At 51.7% G+C, this 26098-nt stretch carries 28 protein-coding genes; all 28 read left to right on the forward strand.

From position 1 onward, the window contains the following. Positions 1-657 precede the first annotated feature (657 nt). The 28 genes from flgC to HUU59_00300 all read left to right on the forward strand — a co-directional run bounded on the left by flgC (position 658) and on the right by HUU59_00300 (position 25797). Positions 658-1146 carry a flagellar basal body rod protein FlgC gene (gene flgC, locus HUU59_00165; GenBank protein NUO17851.1) on the forward strand — a complete coding sequence of 163 codons (489 nt, stop codon included), beginning with the start codon at positions 658-660 and terminating at the stop codon, positions 1144-1146. A gap of 3 nt (positions 1147-1149) precedes the next feature. Continuing rightward, the gene (locus tag HUU59_00170; GenBank protein ID NUO17852.1) at positions 1150-1344 is read left to right on the forward strand and encodes a hypothetical protein; all 195 of its coding nucleotides are present in this window, start codon (positions 1150-1152) and stop codon (positions 1342-1344) included. Position 1345: 1 nt separating this feature from the next. Next, positions 1346-1645, forward strand: coding sequence for a flagellar hook-basal body complex protein FliE (gene fliE, locus HUU59_00175; GenBank protein ID NUO17853.1), 300 nt, complete (start codon positions 1346-1348; stop codon positions 1643-1645). Positions 1646-1676: 31 nt separating this feature from the next. Continuing rightward, on the forward strand, positions 1677-3383 hold the full coding sequence (fliF, locus tag HUU59_00180) for a flagellar M-ring protein FliF (GenBank protein ID NUO17854.1): 1707 nt from the start codon (positions 1677-1679) through the stop codon (positions 3381-3383). Continuing rightward, positions 3367-4389 (forward strand): flagellar motor switch protein FliG, encoded by a 1023-nt coding sequence (gene fliG, locus HUU59_00185; protein NUO17855.1) that lies wholly within the window; start codon positions 3367-3369, stop codon positions 4387-4389. The genes fliF and fliG overlap by 17 nt, the downstream gene beginning before the upstream one ends. Before the next feature lies 1 nt (position 4390). Continuing rightward, entirely contained in the window at positions 4391-5089 is a 699-nt protein-coding gene (locus HUU59_00190; protein ID NUO17856.1) for a hypothetical protein, read from the forward strand. After that, positions 5086-6390, forward strand: a complete 1305-nt coding sequence (locus tag HUU59_00195) for a FliI/YscN family ATPase (GenBank protein NUO17857.1) — start codon at positions 5086-5088, stop codon at positions 6388-6390. The genes HUU59_00190 and HUU59_00195 overlap by 4 nt, the downstream gene beginning before the upstream one ends. 39 nt (positions 6391-6429) lie before the next feature. Next, positions 6430-6834: a hypothetical protein gene (locus tag HUU59_00200; GenBank protein ID NUO17858.1), complete on the forward strand. Its 405-nt coding sequence runs from the start codon at positions 6430-6432 to the stop codon at positions 6832-6834. Further along, complete coding sequence (locus HUU59_00205; GenBank protein ID NUO17859.1) at positions 6831-7502, forward strand: hypothetical protein; 672 nt, start codon at positions 6831-6833, stop codon at positions 7500-7502. Before HUU59_00200 ends, HUU59_00205 begins: the two co-directional genes overlap by 4 nt. Then, complete coding sequence (locus HUU59_00210) at positions 7499-10000, forward strand: hypothetical protein (GenBank protein ID NUO17860.1); 2502 nt, start codon at positions 7499-7501, stop codon at positions 9998-10000. Before HUU59_00205 ends, HUU59_00210 begins: the two co-directional genes overlap by 4 nt. 343 nt (positions 10001-10343) lie before the next feature. Then, entirely contained in the window at positions 10344-11063 is a 720-nt protein-coding gene (locus HUU59_00215) for a flagellar hook capping protein (protein ID NUO17861.1), read from the forward strand. Positions 11064-11068: 5 nt separating this feature from the next. Beyond that, a complete protein-coding gene (locus tag HUU59_00220) occupies positions 11069-11470 on the forward strand; it encodes a hypothetical protein (GenBank protein ID NUO17862.1) in 402 nt (133 codons plus the stop codon). Positions 11471-11548: 78 nt separating this feature from the next. Further along, positions 11549-13222 carry a flagellar hook protein FlgE gene (locus tag HUU59_00225; protein ID NUO17863.1) on the forward strand — a complete coding sequence of 558 codons (1674 nt, stop codon included), beginning with the start codon at positions 11549-11551 and terminating at the stop codon, positions 13220-13222. A gap of 147 nt (positions 13223-13369) precedes the next feature. Then, positions 13370-13927, forward strand: a complete 558-nt coding sequence (locus tag HUU59_00230) for a flagellar basal body-associated FliL family protein (protein ID NUO17864.1) — start codon at positions 13370-13372, stop codon at positions 13925-13927. 6 nt (positions 13928-13933) lie between these two features. Continuing rightward, a complete protein-coding gene (fliM, locus tag HUU59_00235; GenBank protein ID NUO17865.1) occupies positions 13934-14923 on the forward strand; it encodes a flagellar motor switch protein FliM in 990 nt (329 codons plus the stop codon). Then, positions 14916-15791 carry a flagellar motor switch protein FliN gene (gene fliN, locus HUU59_00240; protein NUO17866.1) on the forward strand — a complete coding sequence of 292 codons (876 nt, stop codon included), beginning with the start codon at positions 14916-14918 and terminating at the stop codon, positions 15789-15791. The genes fliM and fliN overlap by 8 nt, the downstream gene beginning before the upstream one ends. Before the next feature lies 1 nt (position 15792). Further along, positions 15793-16131, forward strand: coding sequence for a flagellar biosynthetic protein FliO (gene fliO / locus HUU59_00245; protein NUO17867.1), 339 nt, complete (start codon positions 15793-15795; stop codon positions 16129-16131). Next, positions 16128-16859, forward strand: a complete 732-nt coding sequence (gene fliP, locus HUU59_00250) for a flagellar type III secretion system pore protein FliP (protein NUO17868.1) — start codon at positions 16128-16130, stop codon at positions 16857-16859. Before fliO ends, fliP begins: the two co-directional genes overlap by 4 nt. An 8-nt stretch (positions 16860-16867) precedes the next feature. Continuing rightward, on the forward strand, positions 16868-17137 hold the full coding sequence (fliQ, locus tag HUU59_00255; protein NUO17869.1) for a flagellar biosynthesis protein FliQ: 270 nt from the start codon (positions 16868-16870) through the stop codon (positions 17135-17137). Then, entirely contained in the window at positions 17134-17985 is an 852-nt protein-coding gene (locus tag HUU59_00260; protein NUO17870.1) for an HDOD domain-containing protein, read from the forward strand. Before fliQ ends, HUU59_00260 begins: the two co-directional genes overlap by 4 nt. Positions 17986-17992: 7 nt before the next feature. Beyond that, the gene (gene fliR, locus HUU59_00265; protein ID NUO17871.1) at positions 17993-18775 is read left to right on the forward strand and encodes a flagellar biosynthetic protein FliR; all 783 of its coding nucleotides are present in this window, start codon (positions 17993-17995) and stop codon (positions 18773-18775) included. A 3-nt stretch (positions 18776-18778) separates the two neighbouring features. Next, a complete protein-coding gene (gene flhB / locus HUU59_00270) occupies positions 18779-19849 on the forward strand; it encodes a flagellar biosynthesis protein FlhB (GenBank protein NUO17872.1) in 1071 nt (356 codons plus the stop codon). Positions 19850-19855: 6 nt separating this feature from the next. Continuing rightward, on the forward strand, positions 19856-21961 hold the full coding sequence (gene flhA, locus HUU59_00275; GenBank protein ID NUO17873.1) for a flagellar biosynthesis protein FlhA: 2106 nt from the start codon (positions 19856-19858) through the stop codon (positions 21959-21961). A gap of 5 nt (positions 21962-21966) precedes the next feature. Continuing rightward, on the forward strand, positions 21967-23166 hold the full coding sequence (locus HUU59_00280; protein NUO17874.1) for a hypothetical protein: 1200 nt from the start codon (positions 21967-21969) through the stop codon (positions 23164-23166). Between the two features lie 9 nt (positions 23167-23175). Next, positions 23176-23439 (forward strand): hypothetical protein, encoded by a 264-nt coding sequence (locus HUU59_00285; GenBank protein NUO17875.1) that lies wholly within the window; start codon positions 23176-23178, stop codon positions 23437-23439. 6 nt (positions 23440-23445) lie between these two features. Then, positions 23446-24213 (forward strand): FliA/WhiG family RNA polymerase sigma factor, encoded by a 768-nt coding sequence (locus HUU59_00290; GenBank protein ID NUO17876.1) that lies wholly within the window; start codon positions 23446-23448, stop codon positions 24211-24213. 26 nt (positions 24214-24239) lie between these two features. Next, entirely contained in the window at positions 24240-24527 is a 288-nt protein-coding gene (locus HUU59_00295) for a hypothetical protein (protein NUO17877.1), read from the forward strand. Beyond that, on the forward strand, positions 24508-25797 hold the full coding sequence (locus tag HUU59_00300) for a hypothetical protein (protein NUO17878.1): 1290 nt from the start codon (positions 24508-24510) through the stop codon (positions 25795-25797). Before HUU59_00295 ends, HUU59_00300 begins: the two co-directional genes overlap by 20 nt. Positions 25798-26098 lie beyond the last annotated feature (301 nt).

The raw sequence follows: 26098 nt of genomic DNA on the forward strand, positions 1-26098 counted from the left end.
CCATTACAAAAATCTGGGTGCGCAGGGAGCAGAGTGATGCACAAAAACAGAGCGAGCCTTCTAACCCATGCGCGGTTACGGAAGACTCGCTTTGACCTGCTTATCAGCCGAAACCGGCCGATATCGATTACCTGTTGTTTCAATATACCATGTCAATCTTCGTGAAGCAAGCGGAGCCTGAACTAAACAGAAAAATTGTGAACTTGTTCTGTCCAACGGTTAATGGATGAAAACAAGTGATGCAATTCATATATGCAGGATTACTGTGAACGTTCCTCGCGTGATGAGTCGATTGCTCCAGCAGCGACCAAATCATGATTCTGGAGTTGTTTATCCGAGAGCGTTAGCTTGTTTAAGTCGATAGCATCACTGGTTTGAGTTAGAGGCATAGGAAAACAATAACATGATTCTTGTCAATTCATGTGCTCTGAGCTATGTCAATTGCGCAGGCAAGTTCAAGTTAGAGGAGTAGGAAAATGGTGCCGGAAGAAGAATATTAGACAAAGAACTTCCAAACTTAAGAGTCCGAGCTTCAAACGCTATGTACATATAAATCAATATGTTTTGGTGGATACTAACCAGCGGATTAAAGTTTTGACGCGGTAGGCACGATAACTGCTTATTGCACTCGTGGCAAAAAAGTTCAAGGGAAACTTCATGGAAATCCATCCCCTCTTCAACGGTATGAACACAAGCACGTCGGGAATGACCGCTCAGCGCAAGCGAATGAATGCGATCGCTGAGAACATTGCCAATATCGAGACTACCCGCACGGAAGAGGGTGGTCCGTACCGCAGGAAGGACACAGTGCTCTCTGAAGAGAAACGATTTGAAGCAGTGCTTGAGCGCGGCACACACCAGAAACTGGCAAGGTCAGACGGCAGCCACATGTTTGGCCGTTCGGAAGCCAAGATTCTCGCTCCGTCCAACGGAGTAACGGCTTCGATACAAGAAGATCAAAGCCCTTTCCGCGAAGTATATGATCCGAGCCATCCCGATGCGGACGAGAACGGAATTGTGCGCATGCCCAATGTAGACATTGTGCAGGAAATGACTGAGCTAATCAGCGCCTCGAGAGCCTTTGAAGCTAATGTCACGGCGTTTAATGCGACCAAGGCGATGATGAAGAAAGCGCTTGAACTATAATCCATGAAAATCAACTCCAGCTACACTTCCACCGTATCTCTGCAGCAGAAAGTTGCAGGTCAGCAGAGTACGCAGCCTGCCGGGCAGCGGGACGACGCTGAGGCCAGACTGCGCGAACTCATCGCACAAAAGCATGCTGAATTTGATCGCTTCCGCCCGGTCGAAGAGCTGGGCAAACATCTTGACTTGAGGGCCTGACATGATTTACGGTATTGACAGTATCAAACCGATTCCGCCGATTGCCGAAGGCACACAGCCCAAGGCAGCACCCGGAGCAGGCGAGTCATTTGGCGACACTCTATCGAACTTCATCGGCAACGTCAACGCGATGCAGGTGCAGGCGGGCGAGAAGACACAGCAATTTGCGACCGGACAGATTCAGGATATCCATGAAGTCATGGCGGCTGTCGAGGAGGCATCCATCTCGATGGCACTGCTCCTGGAAATTCGCAAGAAGGCGCTTGAAGGGTATCAGGAGCTAATGAGAACGCCGGTATAATCAGGGCGAGTAAACACGAACATTTCAATACATGGGCAATCCACTCGACACTCTGCGTGAACTCTGGCAACGGCTGACCATCAATCAGCGGGCAATGCTAATCATCGGCGTCGGTCTGATCGTGGCGATTTCGGCTGCGGCAATCACGTATACGACTCGTCCGGTGATGGCGACGCTATACAGCGGACTTGAGTCAAAGGATGCGGCGGCGGTCGCCGATCAACTTCGGGACGAGAAGATACCGTTTGACGTGACAAGCGACGGGACAATTAAAGTCCCGCAACAGCATGTTAACACTCTGCGATTGACATTTGCCGAGAAGGGAATCCCGCACTCGGGTGAACTTGGATACGAGATATTTGACAAGCCGCAACTTGGCTTGACAGATCAGCTTCAGAAACTGAATCAGCGTCGGGCAGTTGAAGGCGAGCTGGCGCGAACCATGTCATCAATAGAGGGCGTCGAGAATGCCCGTGTGCATCTCGTGGTGCCTGAGCAGCGGTTGTTCAAAGAGGACCAGAAGCCCGCGACAGCGTCAGTTGTGCTCACTCTGAAGCCGGGTTTCAGCATGAGCAAGAAGCAGGTCGCTGCTTTGACCACGCTGACGGCATATGCTGTGGAAGGACTTGACCCGGAGCATGTAACAATTATGGATTCGGAGGGCAATCCACTGACGAACGGGCCGCGCGATGACCTGGCGGGATTATCGTCGACGCAGCTTGAAATGCAGACAATGGTTGAACAAGAGCTCGAACGAAAGGCGCAGTCGCTTTTATCTGATGTGGTCGGTCCGGGGAGATCCCGTGTCGAAGTCACGGTGAAATTGAATTGGAATCGGATTGAGCGGACTTCAGAGGATTACAATCCAGATAGGGTTGCGACACTTTCCGAGGAAACTCAGACGAGCGATGACCCGAATACCGGCGCCTCCGAAAAAAGCGTGACCAATTACCAAGTTCCGAGAACAGTAGAAAAGGTTGTGCCGGAAGTAGGGAACGTAGAAAAGATATGGGCATCCGTTTTGATTGACGGGAATTACACGAGCAATGTGGACTCGGCAGGCAACGCGGTCTTGCAGTATGTGGAGCGAACTCCTCAGGAGCTTGAGAAATTCAGGCAGATGGTGTCAAGCGCGCTGGGAATTGACGCAAACCGCAGTGATGAATTGACGGTCATGTCATTTCAGTTCAACGAGACAACTGCGCTGTTGACTCCTGCGGTTCAGACTCCGACAAACTGGCTGTCGCTGCTCATGCAATACGCAGACAAGATTATTCTTGCGCTGGTGCTCGTTCTGGCCTTCTTTGCTATTCGCAGTGTGATGAATAGGATGAGTGAGAGACTTCCGTCTCTGCCTCACGGAGCGGCGGTGATGCAGTTGGGACCGGGCGGACAGCCAGTAATGATGGCGGCTGCCGCACACGGAGGTCAACTTGCAGCGAGCGCGCCCGCAGCCGGTCAGCTCCCGCACGCCACGTACGACAATTCAGCCAGCGGTGGTTCGGTCAGTCCAATGGGAACAGCCGCAGCGGTGATGAATGCTCCAGCGGGTCCCAAGGTCGTGTTCAAGAGCCAGACAGAGGGTCCACAACTAATCGAGATCGATGATGGCGGACCGTCAGTTGAGGCGATTCGGGCTCAGGAAATGCTAAACAGGACCGTGCAGTTTGTAATGAACAAACCGGAGAACGCGGCACAAATTCTTAGAAGCTGGGTGGCAGATGGCGCAAACCAATAAACCGACTCCGCAGCGAATCACAAATCTCCAGAAGGCCGCGGTGCTGATGATTTCCATCGGCCCGGACGCTTCGGCAGAGCTTTACAAACGGCTGCAGCAAGAGGAGATTGAAGAAATCACCAAAGAAATGCTGCGTCTCAGAAACGTAGATTCGGCTTTGGCAAATTCTGTTGTGGAAGAGTTTTACCACATGATGTCGGCGCAGGACTTCGTTGCTGTCGGCGGTATACAATACGCAGAGGAAGTTCTCAATCGCTCACTTGGACAGGAGAAGGCGGTCGAAATCATTCGCCGTATAGAGCGCATGATTCGAGTCAAAGGCTTTAATGTCTTGAAGAACGTCGATGCAAATCAGCTTCTCGCATTCATGCAGAAAGAACACCCGCAAACGATCGCCTTCGTGCTTAGCCAGCTGCAGCCCGCACAGAGCGCGCAGATTCTTGCTGATCTCTCGCCGGACCTGCAGGCTGAGGTCATGATGAGATATGCAAACATGGAGCGGGTTGCTCCGGAGACGATTTCCGCCGTAGAGGCTGTTCTTGAATCGCGAGTTGACTTTTCGCAAAGCTCAAGCAAGCTTGGCGGCGTGAAGGCTGCCGCTGAGATTCTAAATCTTATTGGAACGTCTGCGGAGCGCTCAATCTTGGCGAAGATTAATGAGCGTGCGCCGGAACTTGCCACCGAGATGAAGAATCTCATGTTTGTGTTCGAGGATATCATCCAGCTTGATGATCGGTCGATTCAAAAGGTGCTTAAAGAAGTTGACAACAAGGACCTCGCACTTGCGTTGAAGCATGTCAATCCGGATGTCAAGGCGAGAGTTCTGGCAAATATGTCCGAGCGTGCGGCCGAGACAATCAAGGAGGAAATCGAGTATATGGGACCTGTGCGGCTCAAGGAAGTAGAAGTTGCACAGCAGCAGGTTGTTGACACAATTCGCAAGCTTGAAGAGCAGGGTCAGATCGTCGTGGCAACGGGAAGCAAGGGCGAGGTCATGGTGGAGTAGTATGGGAAAGGTACTGAGATTAGCAGACGATGCGGCAATTACGCCCGCACAATTCACCAGATTCACTGAACGGCCTGTGAACTTTTTCAAGGAAGTTGTGCAGGATCCGGCTAGACCTGTCCGGCCGGCAACGTTGCTTGGAACGAACGCCGCGCTTCGTGTTCCGGAGTCAGAACGAAAGCGTCATGCCGCTGAGGTCGAGAGAGCTCGATTGGAGGGAATTGAGCAAGGCAAGATTCTTGGACGCGACATCGCCTTCCGGGAGCTTTCGCCCGCACTCGAGCTTATGGAGCAATACGCTCAAATGCTGATCGCTGAACGCGCAGATTTAGCTTTGCGATTTGAAGATCAGCTCGTCAGCCTTGCGACTCAAATGGCCGAGAAAATCTTGAACACCGAGCTTCAGATCAAGCCCGAACTGCTTGCGGGAATTGTGAAGAATGCTTTGCGCTCCATCGGGGAGGCAAAGCAGGTAACGGTCAGAGTGCATCCCAAGGATCTTGAGATTCTGCGTGACAAGACTTCAGAAATAGCGAGTACTCTTTCTTCATCGGCGGTGCTCGACCTTCGTCCGGATGAGAGCTTGAGTCGCGGCGATTGCTTGATCGATTCAGATATTGGTTCGCTTGATGCGCGGCTGGCTACACAGCTTTCAACTTTGAAACAACAGCTTGAAATGTCGTTGGAGAAGCGAGCGTGAGCGACTTGCTCGCACAAGCGCAGAGTTTGCTTCAGCATTCAACCCCAGTGCGCGCTGTGGGCCGCGTGAACAGTGTGCGAGGACTGGTCCTTGAATCAAAGGGTCCGCGAAGTGCAATTGGAAATCTCTGCTGCGTAGCCACATCAAAGGGCGACAGACTGGCGGAAGTTGTCGGCTTTGACGGCCCGATGACTTTGCTCATGGCACTTGAGGATCTCGGTGGTGTTTGTCCGGGTGACGAAGTGGTTGACTTGAACAGAACACAGCTTGTTCCTGTCGGCAACGGCTTGCTTGGCCGTGTTATCAACAGCCTTGGTGAGCCTATTGACGGTAGAGGTGCGATTCAGGCTCAAACTTACCGGCCGCTGAACAATGAGAGTCCAAGCCCATTGTCCAGGCCGCGAGTGACGAGGCCATTGCAAGTCGGAGTCCGGGCCATCGATGGTATGCTGACATTTGGAGAAGGGCAGCGTGTGGGCATTTTCGCCGGCAGTGGAGTCGGGAAAAGCGTTCTGTTAGGCATGATGGCACGCAACACGAATGCGGACGTTATCGTCGTCGGACTCGTGGGCGAACGCGGCAGAGAGGTGCGGGACTTTATTGAAGACGCGCTTGGTCCGGATGGTTTGAGCAAGTCTGTTGTTGTCTGTGAAACATCAGACCGATGGCCGCTTCTGCGGATAAAAGGCGCTTTGGCGGCGACATCAATTGCGGAGTATTTTCGGGATCAGGGGAAACGGGTGCTGCTGATGATGGACAGCGTTACGCGCGTCTGCCATGCCTTGCGTGAAGTCGGTTTGTCACTCAATGAACCGGTCGCGACCAGGGGTTATCCGCCGTCAGTCTTTGCCATGCTGCCAAAACTTCTCGAACGAACAGGCAACTCGGATAAAGGATCCATTACGGCAATCTATACCGTACTTGTTGACGGCGACGATATGCTTGAGCCCGTGGCAGACAGCATGCGAAGCATTCTGGACGGTCATATCGTGCTGTCCAGAAAGATCGCGGCACGCGGGCACTTCCCGGCGATTGATGTATTGAGCAGCATAAGCCGAGTGATGCCGCATGTCGTGGACAGCGAGCATCGCAGATGTGTCGCGAAAATCAATGAATGGCTTGCCTCTTATCAAGAAGGGGAAGACCTAATATCGATTGGAGCATACGCGCGAGGATCGATACCGACGCTTGACCAGGCCATTGAGAAGTTACCTTCAATACATATGTATTTGAAGCAAGATATGAATGAAGGTTCCTCTTTTGCAGAAGCAAAGGAAGGTTTAAGGCTGCTCGCGGGGTAAATGAAAAAGTTCAGATTCAGCCTTGACAGGGTATTGCGAGTGCGAAAGATCCAAGAGTCTCTGCGACTATCCGAACAGAGACGGGCGGAGAGAGCACTTGCAGCTCAGCAGCAGAAGCTTGAACTCTTCGCCAATGAGAAAGAGGCGCAATGTCTCTCCATGGATGCGGCAATTCAAACTGAATTCCGAATTGTCGACCGTCAAATTGACTGGAAGTACCTGCAAAGAATTGACAGAATTGTCGGTTATCAAACCGGAGTCGTTAACGAATACCTGCGGCATGAGTCTGAAGCTCGCCGCAGGTTCATCGAAGCCAGAAAGCGCTCAATGAGTCTTGAAAAGCTTGGAGAGAAAAAGCGGGACGCATGGCGGAGTGAATTGATTGAATTAGAGCAGAAGATCGCCGACGAGCAATCACGCAAACGCAGCGGACACTCACAATGAAGAAACTCATCATACCTATCGCGATTTACACCGGCACGTTTGTTGTGCTGAATGTTGGCATGTACTTTCTGCTGCGCATGACACAGCCGAAAAGTGAAATCCTCAGTGCCGTGCAAAGCGATTCAACTGCTTCCACGCACGATGATTCCCTGATCGTTGGGCAAACCCACGAAGCCAACGAACCTCATGCCGGTACTGATTCGCTTGGGCACGACGGGGCGGTTGTCTCTTCGGATAGCACAAGCGCGCATGGCACTTCAAGCGCGGCCGCGGCTACAGGCAATGAAACCGCACTAAGCAAGAGCGGAACGAACGCCAGTCAATCCGAGGCCGGGACTGAAAACGCGATCTCTGCGGCTGGCGATGGCCATGAAAGCGGAGAAGACTCTGCCGACGAGACGGCCGAGGAGCAAGACGGCGAAGTCGTTTTGACCGAAGCTCCGAAATCAACTGCTGAGATTGCCAAGTTGGCCAAACTGCTAGAGGGTATGAAGCCGGATGAAGCCGCAGTCATTGCCGAGCGTCTTCCGACCGAGACCATTGTTCAACTTGTAATGCGAATGAAGAGCCGCAGCGGAGCGAAAATGATGGCATCGCTCCCTGTTCCGATAGCGGCATCTGTTGCGACGAAAATGGCTGAACTGTCAGGAGTTAAGAGCCCCTCATGAAGGCGGGATTGCTGAAAGCAGTCAAAACGGTTCTGCCGAAGAGCGCCGTTCCTCGGCCTGCCCTGCAGAAGGAGAAAGGCTTTGGCAGCGTGCTTTCCGTAGTATCAGACACTACTTCTCCGCCGGGGAGAAAGGCGAGTACCGGTACCTTCCAAAGACCGTCGGCACAACAGCCGGCGGTTTTGCTTTCAGGACGCTATAGTGTTGCACATGAGGAATCACAAGACAACTTGAAGGAACGGTCGAAGACCGTGGGAACGAGGGAATATAAATCGTCGGCACAGGCCACCGCGACACTTGCGAGTGTCGTGCCAGCGCAGGGAGTTTCTTCAGGCATTACGGTGATCGCACATGCACCGGAGTCGGGTCATCAGACCGAAAGAGTCATTAAGCCTGAAGCCAAAGCAAGTGAATCGGCAGGGGTTGACCAATTGAAGGGTAGTCGGGCAGCGGCTATCGAGGGACGCCAATCGAACATGGCCGGACTAATTGTTTCCACTGCGGCGCAGCGAGAGGGGCAGTCTTTGAAAGTGACCACACTGAAAGCAACTGACAAACCCGATACCCTCGCCAAGTCCAATAGTGATTTGACACATCATGTCGACTTGCGCCCCACACAAGCCAATCCGCAGAGGGCAAATGCTCATGCACAAGTCACGCCGCAAGAAACGGTAACTCGCAAGAAAACTCGCGCTGCGGACACCGTGGCCAGCGCGGAAGACCATGTATCTATCAGGCAGTCAGCAATTCCGGAAGGATTGCAAAAGAACGCAAGCTCGGCGACCGAGCGCTCCTTCGGTGCATGGCCGGAATCACAATCCCATAGTAAGCTTGTGTCGCGTTCGGCAAACAATTCAGCCGAGACTTCCGTCCCGGTTCGCCAAGCGCCTCATTCTCAAATTAAAGATCAGAGCAGTTCGCATAAGGAAATACCTGAGCAAAACCGGGGGAAAGTAGAACAAGTAACAGGCCTCAAGCATTCGAAGCTTGACACCGCAGAAGCACCAACGATAATGAATACTGGCAGGCATAGGACCACGAATGGCACACTTCGCACGGCCAGTACGAATGCTCAGAGTGTCAGGGCACTGCCTGCCGGTGAAGTTCAAGACACGTCAAATAAGGTATTGAACACGACAAATGACGTGACATCTCCAGTTGGCTTAGACCTGAGTGTGAAATCGGCAGTCACGGAGATCATCAGTCATTTTCAGTCCACATTCCGCTTTGAAGCAAAAGTGCGCAATTCAAGCGGCAATCTGGCAAGCTTTGAATCTGATACGAAGGTCCGTGCTGTGAAACCGGGCGAAGTATCCAATAGCTCACTTAAGTCTGAAGAGTTCATTCCATTCATTTCTTCTGAAAACGATTCTCCTAAGGTGAAAATCCACACCGAGGGAGATTCAGTCTACTTCAAACTGCCGATCATTTCTTCTGAAAACGATTCTCCAAAGGTGAAAATCCACACCGAGGGAGATTCAGTCTACTTCAAACTGCCGAAGCTGCAACTGGAGGGGAGCGCTATTTTGAAGCAGGGAATTGCACCTGCGCCCACAGGACCTGAAGTGAGATATCAGGGCAATTTTGAAAATGTTTTTGATCCTGCTGATGCTCGCTCCGATGGCAAGGAACGACGTCCAGCTTGGGAAGGACGACCAAGTGAGGTGATTGGCAAACCGATGAAACCGCCTGCCATGGACAATACGCATGGCTCTTTGAAAGCTCCTGAGACTGTTTCGCCTCAGGAAAAGGCCTTTAATATGTCAGCCGCAATGAAACTGACTCCACCTGTGTTTGACGCGATTCCCCAGGCAGCAGCAATACGGAACGAAGAAAGAACCAAGCGGACCGTTGAAACAAGTCATGGGAAACCGGATGAGCCTTGGAGAACGACAGAGGATTCCCATCGCTCAGAGTTTAGCAATAAGGCTCAAGAAGTGCGGCAACCTCATTCCAGTGAGAACGAAAGCCGTGCCGGTGCCGGACAAGTTCGAGAAATTGCACCACAGAATAACTCATCAGTTGCAACTTCCAAAGTCGTCGCTCCTCACCAGAACACGCTCCCAGACAACATTCGGGTCGCGATTCAACAAGCACTGGAACTGTCAAAACAGAGAGTAGTTGAGCCGGACGAGCTCCGGATTTCGGTTCCGCTCGGTGAAATGGGCACCATTGACATCGACATCATCAACGAGTCCGAATCATACTCTCTGAAGATTGCTGCCGATCCTCAAGCGATTGCTATTCTTGCAGACCAGCGCGAGCAACTCGTGAGTTGGTTGAGGCAACACGGGCATCCGGTGGAGCAAATTGATATTTCACCCCGATTCACCGGGGAGCATGACCAACTTGAATCTGAGTGGCAACTGCCGACGCAGAGTGGGCGAGATGATACTGGAAGTCCAAACTGGTCAGAGGATCGGAGTGGCGACGTAAGCCCGGAATCCGGCCATCTGCCCAAGCCCTCTCTTGCCGGGGGACGTGTCTGGACAGCCTGAACAAAATTGCCCGCTGAACCGGGTAAAATGTCGTTTCTAAAACTTAAAGTAATAAATGACAAATTGTTGAGAAATGACTTCCGGTTGGCCTGTCCTTTGCTTTAATGAGGTCGAGTCATGAGAAAATCGACCCCAATATTGCCAAAATGCACCTGCGGTGCACTAAAATATCGAGCTGTTGAGGCTGGGAAGTCCCGGACGGGTAAGAGGCTCTTTACAATCGCGTGCCTGTCCTGCGGGCGGCAACAGGAAGTCAGTAAAACCGCGTTTGCCCTGTGTCAATACTTGACGACACACGAACCAAGCAAGGCTTTTCTGCAACTTTATCAAATGGAGTCATAGAATGGCTGTCGGAGCAGTGAACAACACTTTCAACGTTCCGTCTGCAGAGCAGATAGGCTCGCGCGCGGATACGCTTGACCAACTCGATTTTCTGCAAATGCTGATGGCACAGATGCGGAATCAGGATCCGATGAGTCCGATGGACAGCCAGGAATATGCGGCGCAATTAGCCCAATTCTCTTCTGTTCAAGAGTTGTCCGCGATAAAGGCGGCACTGGACGAGTCAATCAACATGAATCTTCTAATGACTCAGTCCATCAACGGTAACCTTGCGGCCGCGCTTGTCGGGAAAACGGTTCGCGCACAGAATAACTCGATCGAAATTGGCGAATCGAGTGACGCGGATCTTCGCTATACATTGAGTGCCGCGGCGACCAATGTGCAGGTCGAAGTCTTGAATGCAGACGGCGAAGTCGTTCGCACAATTACGGCCAATGCGCAGTCTGCCGGGAATGCGGCAGTATACTGGGATGGACGCGACCAAGACGGAAACCGGGTTCCGAACGGAAACTACACTTTCAATGTCACGGCTGCCGACGCCGATGGTAATGATGTAACCGCTGCCACGTATGTTGAAGGTGTTGTGACGTCGGTCAACTACGCAGAAGGTGGTGTCACTTTGACTGTAAACGGCAGGCAGATTCTGCTCGGCGATATCATGGCCGTTTTGTCCGGCAATGATAGCGGAACTCCGGGATCAAATTCATCTTTTGCAGGCTAGGGCTGATGAGTACTATTGATTCGCTGATCACTCGATTGCAGCAAATACAGCCGGTCGGCAGTCCCGTAACGACGCCGGCCTCACGGCCGGGACATGCACGTCCGCAGGATGGCAAGTTCGGCGAACTTCTTGAGCAAACCGTTCGCGATTCGCAGCCCGTCAAGTTTTCGGCCCATGCGCAAAACAGGCTACAACATCGGCAAATCAGCTTGACAGAGCCACAGGTTGCCCGGCTGGAAAAAGGGGTGTCCAACGCAGCGGACAAGGGAGCGGAGTCATCGCTCGTGTTATTGGACAATCTTGCATTCATCGTGAGTGTACGCAACCGGACCGTTGTGACAGCACTTGAGCAAGCACAGACAAGCTCACACGTATTCACACAAATTGACAGCGCAGTAATTGCATAAATCTGAAACCGGGCCGGCCCTCTTGCAGGAGGCCCCAACAAGGGCGGAACGATTGACGCCCGAAAAGGGAACAAAATTATGATGACATCACTTTTCAGTGCCGTGGCGGGTCTGTCGACTCACCAAACCAAAATGGACGTCATTGGCGACAACCTTGCCAATGTGAACACCATTGGCTTCAAAAGCAGCCGCGTCTCCTTCGCAACAGGATTTTCGCAGCTGCTGCAGCCTGCTGAGGGACCGATTGATCAGCGGGGGGGTAGCAACGGAATTGAAGTCGGATTAGGAACCCGCATAAACTCGATCGATCGCATCTTTTCGCAGGGGAATTTTGAGAACACAGGGAATCGCAATGATCTCGCCATTCAGGGAGACGGATTCTTCGTTCTCGGAGACGGGCAGCGACAGTACTACGCGCGGGCGGGCAATTTCCAGATCGATGCAAACGGATCGCTCCTTGCGGCCGGTGGAAGAATGCACGTACTGGGCCGGCTTGCCGACAAGAACGGCGTCCTGATTCCGTCGTCCTCGATTGAACCGCTTAAATTGCCCTTTGGAGAGAAGGATCCTGCACGGGCGACAACTGAAATTCGTTACTTCTGCAACCTTGATGCGAATTCCTCAAAACTTCAAACATACTCCGCGTCATTTGCGTTCATTTCGGAAGGCATTCCTGCCGGACGTAACACTGAGCTGAACGATTTAGATCAGGCTACTGCTCCCATGGACGACGGCGATGTGATTCGTCTTACGGCTTCCCGCCGCGACGGTACCGAAGTGAACATCACGTTTACATACGGTGAAGGCAATGACGGCACGACTGTCGGCGATCTGCTCGACAGATTCAATTCAGTTGATGGCTTTGATTCGGAATCTCAAAGCGGGTCGAAGCTTGCCATTGACGCATCCGGCAAAATCATACTGAAAGACAATCTCGCAGGGAACAGCGACACGACGATTTCCATGTCATTTGAAGACCTTCAGGGCTCAACGGCATCGTCAATGCTCCTTCCCACTTTTGTGAACACCGAGACCGGTCTGACCGGTACGCACTCGGTGTCCATCTATGTTTACGACAGTCGCGGCGAGCGCCACAAGGTGGAGGTGAACTTCACGCAAGATACGTCGCAGCAGAACAAGTGGAACTGGCAGGCCATCGTCGACGACGGCGGCGTTGATGAGATTAACAACTTCCTGGCAGGAAACAGCGGAACCGTGAGTTTCAACAGCGACGGATCATTGCTTAGCTTTGATGGCGGCCCGCTGACGTTCACACCACCGCAGGCTCAGTCACTCGTCGTCGACCTGAACGCGGGGACAGTGGGAACATTCGACGGCATTACACAGTTCTCCGGGCCGACCACAACGATTGCTATCCATCAGGATGGTCATGCCATGGGGGTGTTGTCAGACTTCACGGTTGACAATGAAGGTAAGATTATTGGCAGTTACTCAAACGGCATTTCGAGAACACTTGGACAGATCGCGCTGGCACGATTTGCAAACCCGTCCGGTTTGACATTGTCCGGCGAGAACATATACAGTGCGACGGTGAATTCGGGTGACCCGCTGGTTGGTGTTGACAACGGAAATGTCAACCAGATCTACGCAGGTTACCTTGAACTTAGCACAGTGGACATGGCGGAGCAATTCACTGAGATGATTATCGCTCAAAGAGGATTTCAGGCTGCATCCCGAGTTATCACGGTTGCTGACCAACTCTTGAACGAAGTCACACAGCTCAAACGGTAAGCTTTAAGCCTGCGGCGCGTCCTTGAACGGGCGCGCCGCAGCGCCTGCTGCCGCAATTGTCAGTTCCCCACTCCCGCTATCATCGTCGCTTTCTCCAGCCGATCTGCAGTTCTGAAACCTAATCAGTACTTCGGCATAAGGTGAAAGATGGCAAAAGAAAAACCCGCAAAACAAGAGACGCCTGAGGCGCAGCCCGTGGTGAAGAAGAAGTCACCGCTGATGAAATACCTGATCATCGCGGGTATTCTGATTGCACAAACGGCAGCCGCTTACTTCATTCAGAAGACCCTGATTGGTTCATCAATACCAACTGATTCCGAGGCGATTGCCAATGTGGAGTCGCACGGTGAAGAAGACGCCGATAGTGAAGAGTCTTCAGATGGCCACGCAAACTCTCCCACCGGGAATACAGTAGCTCTTCTTGACGAGATCATCGTCAATCCGGCTGGAACCGGCGGCCGCAGGTTTCTTTCCACAGTTGTCGGTTTGGCCCTGAAGGATCCCAAGCAGGATGCCGAAGTTCAGGCAAACATGCCTTTGATTCGCGATGCTGCAATCACATTGCTTTCCTCAAAAACACTTGACCAGTTGGCAAGCGTCAGCTACCGGGACTCAATCAGGCAGGAACTCATGGCGACCGTTAACCACATGATAAAAGACAAGCCGGTGAAAGCGGTCGTTTTCTCAACATACGTGTTGCAATAGCCTTCTATGAGCAAAATCCTGACACAAGAAGAAATCGATTCGCTGCTGCGCAATGTTGCAGCCGCGGATATGGCCGAACAATCGGGAGTACAGGCAGAGCGCCCTGTTCACTTGTACGATTTTAAGCATCCAGACAGGATGTCTAAGGATCAGCAACGCGCACTGCGTACGATTCACGACGGTTTCGCGAGGGCGTTCGGTACCTATCTCTCCGGTACCCTTCGAACACTGGTCGACATCAATCTGCTTTCAATCGATCAAGCGGCCTATTCGGAATACATGCTTTCCCTAAGTGTGCCGTCGTGCCTGTACATTGTCTCCTCAAATCAGCTCAAAGGTTCAATAATCGTTGAGGTATCGCCCCAGTTCTCGCTTCTTGTCGTTGACAGACTTCTGGGTGGTTTGGGAACAAGGCAGGAGACGCTTCGTGAGTTGACTATCATTGAACAGACGATCCTGCGGCGTGTGGTTGAATCGGGTTTGTCTTCATTAGCCGACGCGTGGCGGACAGTGCATCCAATGTCCCTTTACGTTGAATCCTACGAGGCAAATCCACAGTTTGTACAGATTGCGCCGGCTTCGGAGTCTGCCGTGGTGATTTCGTGTGAAATCGTAATTCGCGATTTCACTTATCCGATGAACATCTGCTTTCCCTACTTTGTCCTTGAACCGCTGCTTGTAAACTTGACCACCGGTTGGGCAAACATGACGACAAAGCAAATCAGACCGGAAGAGCGCAACGAGTTAATTGAACGCATTCGTCTGAGCAAACTGCCGTTACGCGCACAACTCGGTTCGGCTACCATCAATATGCATGAATACCTGTCACTTAAAGTTGGTGATGTTCTGCTGTTGGACCAGCGTGTCGAAGACCCGGTAAAAGTCTGGGTGAACAAGAAAGTGAAGTTCTGGGCTGAACCGGGTAATTCAAAATATCAGCAAGCTATACGCATAACACGCGTCATTTCCGATCAGGAGGAAATCGTTCATGAGTGAGACTTTTCGAGTTGCCGTTACCGAAGATTCGCGAGTAAGAGCGGAACAGTCGTTCGGCCAACACTTTGCAAAGAGCCTCGGCTCGTACATAGAGCGACAGATTGAAGTGGAAATCGACGGCCCCTACGCTTTTGACTTCAAGGAAGTTAAGGCTCTACTTCCCGGAGAAGTCGTCGCTTGCACGGTGCACACCGTAGACATGTCCATCGGGAAGACGCATTTCCTCTTGTCCAAGGAACACACAGCTGTAATCGCCGACCTATTGAATATGGGTGACGGCACCGCGCTGTTCGCAGCTGAAGAGCATCTTGAAACAATTCGCGATCTCTTCAAAGAGTCTATTTCCGCGTACTTCGCAGACATTGCAAAGAGCGGTGGTCCTCACCACCTTGCGGAGGAGGCCCGCTCTGTGGTCATGGACATTTCTCCTTCTGATTTTGTCGGGTCCTGGACTGTCAGTCTCATCCGAATCGGTCCAGATCCCGAGCTCTCAATCGTCAAGATTACCAGCAACGAGCTCATTGACACGCTCTTTCCCCCGAAGACCGCACCCAAGAAGAGCGGTACGAACGGGACAATGATGGACGTACTGGACCCGTCTCTTCGAAAGGAGATGAGTCTTGTCATGGACATCGAATTGCCCATCGCGATCGAGCTCGGTCGGACAAACATGCTGATTCGAGACATTGTGAAGCTGTCTCCCGGATCAGTGGTAGAACTTGATAAGTTGTCCGGTGAACCTGTTGACCTCTATGTGAACAACAAGAGATTTGCCCGTGGTGAAGTCGTCGTAATTGAGGAAAACTTCGCAGTTCGCATCACTGAATTGATCAATCCCGAAGAGAGATTGGCAAGCAGCAAGAACTGACATGGGCGTTGATGTTTTCAAGACCTTTGTGGCACTTGCATTTGTTCTGGGCCTTATCTTTGTCATAGCTTGGGCATATCGCAAGTACTTGCCGACCGGAGCGCCAGCGGGCAAAGACACTACCGGTTGGCGAATTCTCGGGTCAAGAATGCTCGGGCCGGGGCGGCAACTTATGGTTTTGGAGATCGGGAAGAAGCTCCTGATAGTTGGATTGTCAAAAGAGCAAATCTCGCCGCTAATGGAGGTTGAGAATGATGAGGACATTAAACTGATCAGCGATGCACTCTCCAACAAACAGTCCGTCTCGTTCGCTGAAATCCTGAAACGAGCGAAAACATGAGGAGATTGCTTTTTTTAGCAGCGCTTCTCGTTTCGACGACTCTGTTTGCGCAAGCACTCCCGACGATCTCACTGCAAGTAGACAGCAGCCCGGATCCAGCAAAGACTGTCACCACTTTGCAGATAGTAGGATTGATGACGATGCTGGCACTGGCTCCGGCGCTGGTGCTGATGATGACAAGCTTCACCAGGATCATCATCGTGTTCCACTTTCTCCGGCAAGCGATGGGCGCGGCACAAGTTCCGCCTCCTCAGCTAATGGTCGGACTTGCGCTGATACTATCCTTCTATATCATGTCACCGGCTATAAATGAAGCTAACACGAATGCGCTCCAACCTTATCTTCGTGGCGAGATCGAACAGAAAGCGGCGTGGGAGCAGGCGGCCAAACCGTTCAAGCAATTCATGCTGAAGCAGGTTCGGGAAAAGGACTTGGCGCTATTTGCCGACATGGCCAGCAACACCGCACCGGCAAATGTTGATGAGATTGGTATGTCGGTATTGCTGCCCGCTTATGCAATCAGCGAAATGAGAATTGCGTTTCAAATCGGCTTCGTCATTTATCTGCCTTTCCTAATTATTGACATGGTGGTATCGTCAGTATTGCTCGCGATGGGAATGATGATGCTTCCGCCGGTTACCGTTTCCTTACCATTCAAAATTTTGCTTTTTGTCATGGTTGACGGATGGTATTTACTCGTTCAGTCCCTGGTAAACAGCTTTCACTAACACCTAACATGACACAAGAACTCGCAGCATACTTGACCAGTCAGGCTCTCACAACAGCGCTAATTGTCAGTGCACCAATGCTCTTGGCGGGCATGATTGTGGGTATTGCCGTTTCGATCTTTCAAGCTGTCACGCAAATCAACGAAATGACGCTTGCTTTTGTTCCAAAGATAGTTGTAACGGCTTTTGCGCTTCTAGTGTTCATGCAATGGATGGCCGCAAAGCTTGTTGATTTCATGCAGTACATTTTTGCACTTATTCCAAACATCGCCAAATGAAATCGCGCGAGGAGATTGCCGCGGTCCTGCGCGGAATCAAGAATTTGCCGACACTTCCAGACGTTGCAACGAAAGTAATTGAGCTGTCTGAAGATCCGGAAGTTTCGCCGAAGATGATTGCTGAAGCAGTAGAGCGCGATCCCGCAATCGCGACTCGCTTGTTAAAGCTTGTTAATTCTCCATACTTCGGCATTCGTGGTACGGTGACAAGCATTAATCAGGCTCTGGTGTTCCTGGGAGTTTCGAACTTGCGAAACCTTGTGCTGTCAACCAGTGTAATGGATCTCTTCTCGCAGGAAGGAGAGGTTGGGTCATATGATCGAAAAGGTCTTTGGCTGCATTCCATGGCAACGGCCGTAGCAGCGCGTGAATTGTCGAAGAGACTTAGAGTCGTTGACCCGGAGGTCGCTTTTACGGCAGGCTTGATTCATGATGTAGGAAAAGTCGTTCTGGACAAGTATTTCCCTGACGATTTCAAGCGAGTTGTGGAGCTTATGGACGCACACGGCTCCGTAATGCTCGATGCTGAGGCAGCGGTGTTTGGACTTACTCATGCCGATGTCGGGCTTCACCTTGTGCATGGCTGGAACCTGCCTGAAATCCTGCGGGACGCAGTCGGCTGTCACCATGCGCCAAGATCCGCACGGAACAATCCGCAAATAGCGGCACTCGTTGGGTACGCTGATAGAGTCGCACGTGAGCTGCGGTTGGGGAATGGGGGCGGCGAAATGCCGGAGTTGGACAGCCAATTCAATTCCGTGCTTCCACTGCAAGAGAATGAACTCGAGCGCTTCTGTGAGGAAACCGCAGAGTATTTCGAAGAACAGGTAGCAGCTCTGGCGAGCTGACACGTGAATGGTCCTGCCATTCCAGATTTCATCGGTTGAGCACTTCGCTCTGGTATTCATTCGCGTGTCCGCGGCTCTGGCTGTGCTGCCAGTTTTCCGGCACCGCGCGGTACCGGCATCGTGGAAAGCTGCTTTAGCCATTGCGATTTCGCTCCTTATAGCCCCAACAATTGTACCGGCACAATTGCCCGGTACAGGTACAATTGCCGACTATCTTATTGTCGGGCTGAGTGAAACTGTGTGCGGCCTGTTGATGGGTTTCGCAGGGCAGTTTGTCTTTTTTGCGATAGACATTTGCGGACGAATTCTCGGACTCCAGTCCGGACTTTCGATCGTTGCCACAATTGATCCCAACAGCGATACTCAGAGTGACGTGCTTACTCAAGTGTACGAGTTACTGGCAATTCTTGTCTTCCTATCCCTTGATGGCCATTTGATGATGCTACAGGCGGTGCGCTCCAGCTTTGATGCTGTCGCAATAGGGTCGCTGTCGATGGACGGAAAGCTAGCCGACTGGTCGGTATCACAGGCAGGTCTTGTTTTGGCGCGTGGAGTTCAGCTTGCGGCACCAATGATGGTCACATTGCTGTTAACGGATGTGGCACTGGGAATCCTAACTCGTGTTGCACCAACCATGAACGTCTTTGTACTTGGTTTTCCGCTTAAGATTGGCATTACGTTGCTGTTTGCTTCATTGACAGCCAGTATGATAGCGGGGATATTTGCCTCACAATATGCCAGTTTCATGAAAGGCTTCCCGGAATTCTTGAGATTGCTGGGAGGGAATTGATTCGTGTTCGATCGCGACGCAAGAACAGAGCAACCAACACCGCGAAGGCGGGAACAAGCGCGTGAAAAGGGCTCGGTTGCTCGTTCTCAGGACTTGAACTCAGCTGTACTCCTGTTCGGTTCGGCAATTGTCTTTTCTGTATTCGGTGCCGGGATGGTTTCCGGACTCGGTGACATTCTCAAGAAGCTGTTGGTGTACTCCGGAAACACGAACCTGAGGAATGAGAGTATTGCTTCTCTTATTGAGGAGCAGCTCTATGCTACTGGTGCTGTGGTTATGCCGTTCCTGGTGTCCATTCTGGTTGTCGGACTTTTGGTGAATATCAGCCAGGTTGGATTCAAGGTAACTTGGAAGGCCGCAGCGCCGAAGTGGGAAAGGTTGAACCCGATTTCCGGATTTCAACGTTTCTTTTCAGTTAGGGCATTAGTAGAGCTCGGCAAGAGTATTTTGAAATTGCTGTTCGTCGGATTAGCTCTTTATTTCACGCTCCGCAGCACGTCGCTTGAGACAAGCTGGCTGTTTTACATGGATACAAGTCAGATAGTCGGTGAGATTGGTCGAATGCTGAACGATCTTTTCTTCGCTGCAGCTCTCGCGCTGCTTGCAATTGGATTAGCAGATTTCGCATATCAACGATGGGACCACGAACAGTCGCTGAAAATGACCAAGGAGGAGGTCAAGGAGGAGGCAAAGCAGCAGGAAGGTGATCCCAAAGTCAAGAGCAAGATCCGCGAAATCATGATTCGGTCATCGTTAAAGAGGATGATGAAGAGTGTACCGGAAGCTGACGTTGTCATCACGAATCCTGTCCACCTTGCAGTAGCCATTAAATACGACCGCGCAAAAAACTTGGCGCCAATCGTTGTGGCAAAAGGTGCAAGAAAGGTCGCTGAACGAATTAAGGAAATTGCCGCGGAGAATGGTGTTCCGATTATTGAGAACAAACCACTTGCGCGGGCGCTGTTCAAGTCAGTCGATATCGGCCTCGAAATTCCCGTCGAGCTCTACAAGGCAGTAGCCGAAGTTCTGGCATATGTTTACAGAATTAAGAACAAGTACTTTGGAGTCGCGTAAACGTAAATGAGCACATCAGTCGCACAAAAGTCCGGTGGCAGCAATGCCGCGAGCGAGAAGCGCGGTGGTTTGAGCACGCTGCTAAAGCAAAGCGATGTCGTAATGGCACTTGCGCTGGTGGCCGTTGTCGTTGTCATGATTGTTCCGATTCCGACGTTTCTGTTAGATATCGCACTCGCGTGTTCGATAACAATATCGTTGGCGATTCTATTGACGGCGCTTTATGTCGAAGAACCCTTGAAGTTCTCCGTCTTTCCGGGACTGCTGCTTGTTGTAACACTTTTCCGTCTGTCTCTTAACGTTGCGAGTACCAGGCTTATCCTTGGTGAAGGCGACGCCGGGACCATAATCCACGCGTTCGGGAACTTTGTTGTTGGCGGCAATTACTTTGTTGGTCTTGTGATCTTCGTAGTTCTTGTTATCATTAATCTGATAGTTATCACGAAGGGCTCCGGGCGTATCGCAGAAGTTGCGGCAAGATTCACATTAGATGCAATGCCGGGCAAACAAATGGCCATCGATGCGGATCTGAATCAAGGGATGATTGACGAGGCTGAGGCTCGAAAGCGCCGCGAAAAAATTGCCCGCGAAGCTGATTTCTATGGTGCAATGGATGGTGCCTCAAAATTCGTGCGGGGAGATGCCGTTGCAGGTTTGCTGATTACAGGCATAAATATAATCGGCGGGTTCGCGATCGGCATGGTACAAATGGGACTGGACTGGCGAGAGTCAGCTGCTACGTTTACTATTTTGACGGTCGGCGATGGTCTTGTTGCCCAGGTTCCGGCGTTGCTGATTTCAGTGGCAAGCGGTATCATAGTCACCCGCGCGGCGACAGAGGGCAACTTGGGTTCTGATATCGTTGGCCAGTTACTTGGTTATCCCCGTGCGTTGTTCATTTCTTCCGGAGTCCTGGCTCTTTTCGCTTTTACACCAGGGTTGCCTACACTCCCGTTCCTTGTTCTTGCAGCGGCGACATACGCTTTGGCAAGAGTCAGCAACAGCAGGCAACTACAAGTTGAGAAGTCACTGGATACCCATAAACCTACTCAACAGAAGCCGCAAGACAGGCTTGAAGATTATGTCCTGGTTGATCCTCTTGAAATACAGATTGGATACGGACTTATCTCGCTCGTTGAAGGCGGACCGGGAGGTGACTTACTTGACAGAATCACGGTTTTGCGAAAGCAGATGGCCGCGGACACAGGTTTTGTCATTCCGCCTGTCAGAATTCGAGACAACACGCAACTTGCGCCGAATGTTTATGTGATCAGGATACGAGGAAACGAAGCTGCCCGGGGTGAAGTCCGTCCGGGGATGTTGATGGCGCTCTCAAATGGCGAAGGCGGATTAAAACTTGAAGGGATACCGACCAAAGATCCGAGTTTTGGCTTGCCGGCAATTTGGATTGCTCGCGAACAGAAAGAGCTTGCACAGTCAAGAGGCTATACGGTGGTCGAGCCTGCAGCAGTGGTTTCAACTCACTTGTCCGAACTCTTGAAAGCTGAGGGCTATCGCTTGATGTCACGAGAGTTGGTTCAGGAGCTCTTGGATGCCGTTAAACGCACCCATAAGGCTGTCATTGAAGAGCTAATTCCCGGTCAACTTGGCATCGGTCAGGTCCAAAAGGTGCTCCAAAACTTGCTTCGGGAAGGGCTGCCAATCAGAGACATGGCGACGATACTTGAAACGCTGGCCGACTTCGCGCCCATGACGAAGGATCCGGAGTATCTTACTGAAGCGGTCCGGTCTGCTTTAGCGAAGGCAATTGCCGAGAAATATGAGGACGAACCAGGAAGTCTAAGTGCTCTCACAGTTGAGCCAAAGCTGGAGCAGATGATTTCGGACGGCCTCAGGACTGCAGCCAAAGAGGGATCCGAGTTTGCATTGCCAACCGCCGTAACCCATAAACTGCTTGGCGGGTTGAAGCAAATGGCGCAAGGAATGCTGAATCGAGGATACCAACCGATCGTTATTACTGCACCGGGAACCAGGTCTTTCTTGAAGAAACTTCTGGAAGTTGATCTTCCCAACATGATAGTCCTTTCGACGGCGGAGCTGCCGCCTTCCACACGAATTCAGCCCATGGGCACAGTCAGGATTGAAGGATAAATCATATGGCGACACGCACTTTTACAGGCCGGACTTTCGCGGAAGCTTTGAGCAAAGTCAAACGCGAACTTGGCGAAGACGCTGTGATACTGAAGTCTGAAAGACGATCGAGCTCGGGTTCCTTTGGCATAGGAGCAAAGGATATCTATGAAGTGATTGCGGCCAGCTCGGACGAACTTAAAGCAGACCTTGAAAGTGGCACCGAATTTGCCCATGAACTCGATGTGCAATTGAAAGACGAAAAACCTGCGCGGGCTCCAGCTAGCCAAAACTATGAGATTGCCTTGTTACGGACGGAAGTCGCCGCTCTGCGCGACCAGCTTGGCGAGCTCATGAAGTACTTCAGATACAATAACTTACCGGCTATGCCTGAGGCGCTTTCCATTTCCTTTGAGCGAATGACAGAGGCCGGTCTGGGCAGGGAACTCGCAGCGGACTTGTCGAACGAGGCGCTTGTTAGTCTTGGTCCGGATTCACTCCAATCTGTGGAAGAGATTACCTCATTTGTTATATCAAAAGTTAGCCAGATTGCTCCGCCAGCCACGAATCGGATTGTTGCCCGGTCAAATCGACCTTACAAGATCGCATTGGTGGGTGCACCTGGAGCGGGCAAGACGTCGACTCTTCAGAAACTCGCGACTGACCCGCTCGGCTATGGAAAGCACAAAATCGGACTGCTTACTCTGGATACGCATCGCATGGCGGCTGTCGAGCAACTTAAGACTTTTGCACGGGTATCAGGCTTGGCTCTGGAAGTTGCCTATCAACCCAAGGATGTTCCAACTGCCTTGACCAAACTGCAAGGTGCACAAGTCATCCTTGTTGATTCGGCGGGCTGCGCCCCAGGCGAGGAGCAACGCATGAATGAACTTGTTGAATTACTCGGATCCGTTTCACCGGATGAGACGCATCTGGTTTTGAATTCAACCATGCGACTCCAGGAACAAATTGCGATCACAAAGCGGTTCCAGCAAGTTGGCGTCACTCATCTTACTATGACCAGGCTCGACGAAAGCACACAGCCCGGTATGCTTGTTAACATCTCGCAATCCGCCAGAAAACCGATTGCGTGGTTGACCAGCGGCCAAAAATTCATTGGACAAATTGAGCGATATCATCCGGAGTGGCTCCGAGCAAAAGTGTTCAACGCTGGATTCGCTGCGCGTGAATTTGAAACGCTGTCACGAAACAATGCAACCGCTTAATCCATACGTATGAAACGCAAGAAATCGAATTCTGCATTGCATGATCTATTCGTTGCCGTTCGGAGAGTTATTCTGCTGACGGTATCTGCATTCGCACTTGCGATGAATTGGCCGCTTGACGTGATTGGAATTCGTATTCTGATTTTATGGGCAATTCTCGCCATTCTCACCCACGCAGGTGAGGTCTTGTTCCAGTACTTGAGTCATCGTGCGATTCTCCAGCAGGGAGTACAGAGCAGCACCGACACAAGCGGGGGAGCGCTGAGCTCCTGATAATCCATGAAAGCCATTAACGCGGCAACAAAGAGTTGGGAAGCATATGTTCGTACGCAGAGCCCGGAGTTGCGTGAACAATTGCTTATGGAATATCTTCCCATGGTGCGGCGAATGGCAACCCGATTCCTCGGCACCTTGCCGAGAAGCGTCAGACTCGATGATCTGGTATCGGCAGGCGTTATGGGACTACTCGCCTCAATCGACAACTTCGATCCGACACTAGGCATTAAGTTCGAGACCTATGCGATGACCCGCATCAAAGGTGCCATGGTTGACAGCCTGCGGGAACTCGATTGGGTGCCTCGATCAATTCGACAAAAAGCTCGTAAGCTTGAACATGCCGTAGATCACATTACTCGCCGTACTGGACGCTCGCCGGAGGACGCAGAACTAGCTGAACACCTCGGCCTGAATATCGAACAGTATCGGGAGTTACTGGATGAAGTCAATGTGGCGGTTCTGTTGTCACTAGATGACACTTTGAAAGGTCAGGATGGCAGCGAGTCGTACCTTGCAGACTCAACGGCAGACACCAGCACTAATGGATATGATGAGCAAGTAGAGGAGCAGGAGACTCGTGACCTGTTGGTCGATGGCCTACGCGATTTGCCTGAACAAGAACGATTGGTCGTCGCACTCTATTACTACGAAGAACTTACACTGAAAGAAATTGGCGAGATACTTGGGTTGACCGAGTCACGCGTCTCACAAATACACTCTAAAGCTCTGCTTGTTTTGCGCGCTCGGGTTCGCGCGCGCCTGGCCAAATAGCACAATCGCTGACCGACGGAGGAAACATGTTCCGACCGATAAACAGTGATGATCACACCAGGTTCAGACCTCCGGCCGAAGGAGTGAAGCAAACCGAGGCTACTTATCAAGGGCAAAAGCGTGATTTTTCTTACGAGATTGAACAGGTCAAGGACGATCAGAAAAACCGCCAGGACAAGAACCAATCGTCGTTCGGACAAGACTCATTTGAACCCTCCGCCGATGAGAGTAACGAATCACCGGAAAAGCCTGAACAAGGTCTGACACAAGATCGAAAGAACAAACCTCCCGGCCATGTGGACCTGCAAGTATAACAGAATTACGCTGGCACTTTCGTTGCTGACGGCAAGTACGCTTGCCCACTCTGCGCAGTTAACTGCTGTGCGATTCGGCTCCCACCAGGGATTTGACCGTGTGGTGTGCGAAATTACCGAACCTGTGGCCTACAAAGTTGTGCCGGCACAGAACGGCGCCGTCGAATTGCACCTCCGAAACGTAAAAGTCGGCGAAAAATTCTTCCTGCCGAAGCTTCCTTCACAGATAAAACTGCTGACAAGTGTCGAGGCATTCCTTGAAGGCGAAGACACAATTATCCTCGAGATTCGCGGTCAGAAACCGTTGACTGCTGGTGTGACCGAGTTGAAGGGGCAGACATGGCGGCTGGCACTTGACTTATCAACTGTTCATGAATCCCCCTCGAATTCCGGGGAGCAATCGGCGGGAAGTCCTGCAATATCAAAGCCGGCAAACCCACAGCCGGCCAAGCCGTCCTCAAGTCCGCAGTACGTGCCGGGGGATAGGCCGATGGAAACCATTCTTGCCGACAATGTCGTGACAGTTCCCGAAGAGCGGCCGTCCGAAGAGCCGAAGTCCGACAGCGTAGATACGAGCATTCGAGAAGCAGAATCTGGTCGGAGAGATTCGCTTATTGAAGAGCAAAACGCCGAACTCTTCTCAAGTTACACCCCGGACTCGCTGAAGGCGCTTGAGATTCTCGCCGAGTTCTATGACGTAATGGGGGACCAGGAAGCTGCGAGAAAGTACGCGCGTATGTACCTTGAGAGAGTAGACAGCGGCGATGCGCTTCCTCCGAGCTGGAATCCGGACTCTGCAACGATGTCTGAATGGATGATTGCTCTAATTGCATTGCTCGCCGGAATTGCAGGTGGTGTGATTGGAAACAGACTTGGCGTGCCGAATGCAGGACTAAGAATTCTTCGCCGTGGACGAGCGAAGATTGGCAAAAATGCCATTGAGAAAGCGGAGGTCGGCGAAACTGCAGAGGAGCTCGCGAGTGATTTGGATACACTGGAACGGGCAATTGCGTCGGAGAAAAGCATGAAATCCAAATTGGCCGTACCTGCCACCGTTGCAGAAACTTCTGCGTCCGCAGAAGTGTCCGAACATGCGGCGCAAAACCTCGATATGGAATCAATCGAATCCGACATGAAAGAGTCGCTTGTGGATCGCCGTGTTAAGAGAGTGCTCGAGCTTCATGCTCAGAAACGTTCTCTTGCTGATATCGCTCAGGAGCTTGACATGGGACAAGATGAAGTCAAGCTTATTATTGATTTGAACTCATAGGATTAGTCGTGTTTCACTCAAATGTCCCTCTGCGCGTTGGCGAAATCATTACTGCGCGCGTCAGACGAAAATTGTCCGAATCAAGAGTTTTGATTGACCTGAAAGGTCGCGTCCTCGTTGCCGACCCGGAACAGCCGGTCTCAGTCGGTGACCCAATATCCGTTCAAGTGCTTGCAATCTCTCCACGAATCCGGTTGCGTCTCCTCGCGCCCCCGCCTGCTTCTCCTGCCGCCAACTTCCCTTTGGACCTAAGAACTTAGAGTTTTTTTGATCCTCGGCACCTTTTTCCCCGTCTGGTCCT

This window comes from bacterium (assembly GCA_013360195.1).
Taxonomy (GTDB): domain Bacteria; phylum Electryoneota; class RPQS01; order RPQS01; family RPQS01; genus JABWCQ01.

Coding starts and splice junctions, on each gene's coding strand:
- HUU59_00215 (NUO17861.1), top strand. CDS start 10,344: ATGGCTGTCGGAGCAGTGAACAACACTTTCAACGTTCCGTCTGCAGAG.
- HUU59_00220 (NUO17862.1), top strand. CDS start 11,069: ATGAGTACTATTGATTCGCTGATCACTCGATTGCAGCAAATACAGCCG.
- fliQ (NUO17869.1), top strand. CDS start 16,868: ATGACACAAGAACTCGCAGCATACTTGACCAGTCAGGCTCTCACAACA.
- HUU59_00230 (NUO17864.1), top strand. CDS start 13,370: ATGGCAAAAGAAAAACCCGCAAAACAAGAGACGCCTGAGGCGCAGCCC.
- HUU59_00210 (NUO17860.1), top strand. CDS start 7,499: ATGAAGGCGGGATTGCTGAAAGCAGTCAAAACGGTTCTGCCGAAGAGC.
- HUU59_00280 (NUO17874.1), top strand. CDS start 21,967: ATGGCGACACGCACTTTTACAGGCCGGACTTTCGCGGAAGCTTTGAGC.
- HUU59_00285 (NUO17875.1), top strand. CDS start 23,176: ATGAAACGCAAGAAATCGAATTCTGCATTGCATGATCTATTCGTTGCC.
- HUU59_00205 (NUO17859.1), top strand. CDS start 6,831: ATGAAGAAACTCATCATACCTATCGCGATTTACACCGGCACGTTTGTT.
- HUU59_00260 (NUO17870.1), top strand. CDS start 17,134: ATGAAATCGCGCGAGGAGATTGCCGCGGTCCTGCGCGGAATCAAGAAT.
- HUU59_00225 (NUO17863.1), top strand. CDS start 11,549: ATGATGACATCACTTTTCAGTGCCGTGGCGGGTCTGTCGACTCACCAA.
- HUU59_00190 (NUO17856.1), top strand. CDS start 4,391: ATGGGAAAGGTACTGAGATTAGCAGACGATGCGGCAATTACGCCCGCA.
- HUU59_00295 (NUO17877.1), top strand. CDS start 24,240: ATGTTCCGACCGATAAACAGTGATGATCACACCAGGTTCAGACCTCCG.
- fliN (NUO17866.1), top strand. CDS start 14,916: ATGAGTGAGACTTTTCGAGTTGCCGTTACCGAAGATTCGCGAGTAAGA.
- HUU59_00300 (NUO17878.1), top strand. CDS start 24,508: ATGTGGACCTGCAAGTATAACAGAATTACGCTGGCACTTTCGTTGCTG.
- fliF (NUO17854.1), top strand. CDS start 1,677: ATGGGCAATCCACTCGACACTCTGCGTGAACTCTGGCAACGGCTGACC.
- HUU59_00290 (NUO17876.1), top strand. CDS start 23,446: ATGAAAGCCATTAACGCGGCAACAAAGAGTTGGGAAGCATATGTTCGT.
- fliR (NUO17871.1), top strand. CDS start 17,993: ATGGTCCTGCCATTCCAGATTTCATCGGTTGAGCACTTCGCTCTGGTA.
- fliO (NUO17867.1), top strand. CDS start 15,793: ATGGGCGTTGATGTTTTCAAGACCTTTGTGGCACTTGCATTTGTTCTG.
- fliE (NUO17853.1), top strand. CDS start 1,346: ATGATTTACGGTATTGACAGTATCAAACCGATTCCGCCGATTGCCGAA.
- fliM (NUO17865.1), top strand. CDS start 13,934: ATGAGCAAAATCCTGACACAAGAAGAAATCGATTCGCTGCTGCGCAAT.
- flhA (NUO17873.1), top strand. CDS start 19,856: ATGAGCACATCAGTCGCACAAAAGTCCGGTGGCAGCAATGCCGCGAGC.
- flgC (NUO17851.1), top strand. CDS start 658: ATGGAAATCCATCCCCTCTTCAACGGTATGAACACAAGCACGTCGGGA.
- HUU59_00170 (NUO17852.1), top strand. CDS start 1,150: ATGAAAATCAACTCCAGCTACACTTCCACCGTATCTCTGCAGCAGAAA.
- fliP (NUO17868.1), top strand. CDS start 16,128: ATGAGGAGATTGCTTTTTTTAGCAGCGCTTCTCGTTTCGACGACTCTG.
- fliG (NUO17855.1), top strand. CDS start 3,367: ATGGCGCAAACCAATAAACCGACTCCGCAGCGAATCACAAATCTCCAG.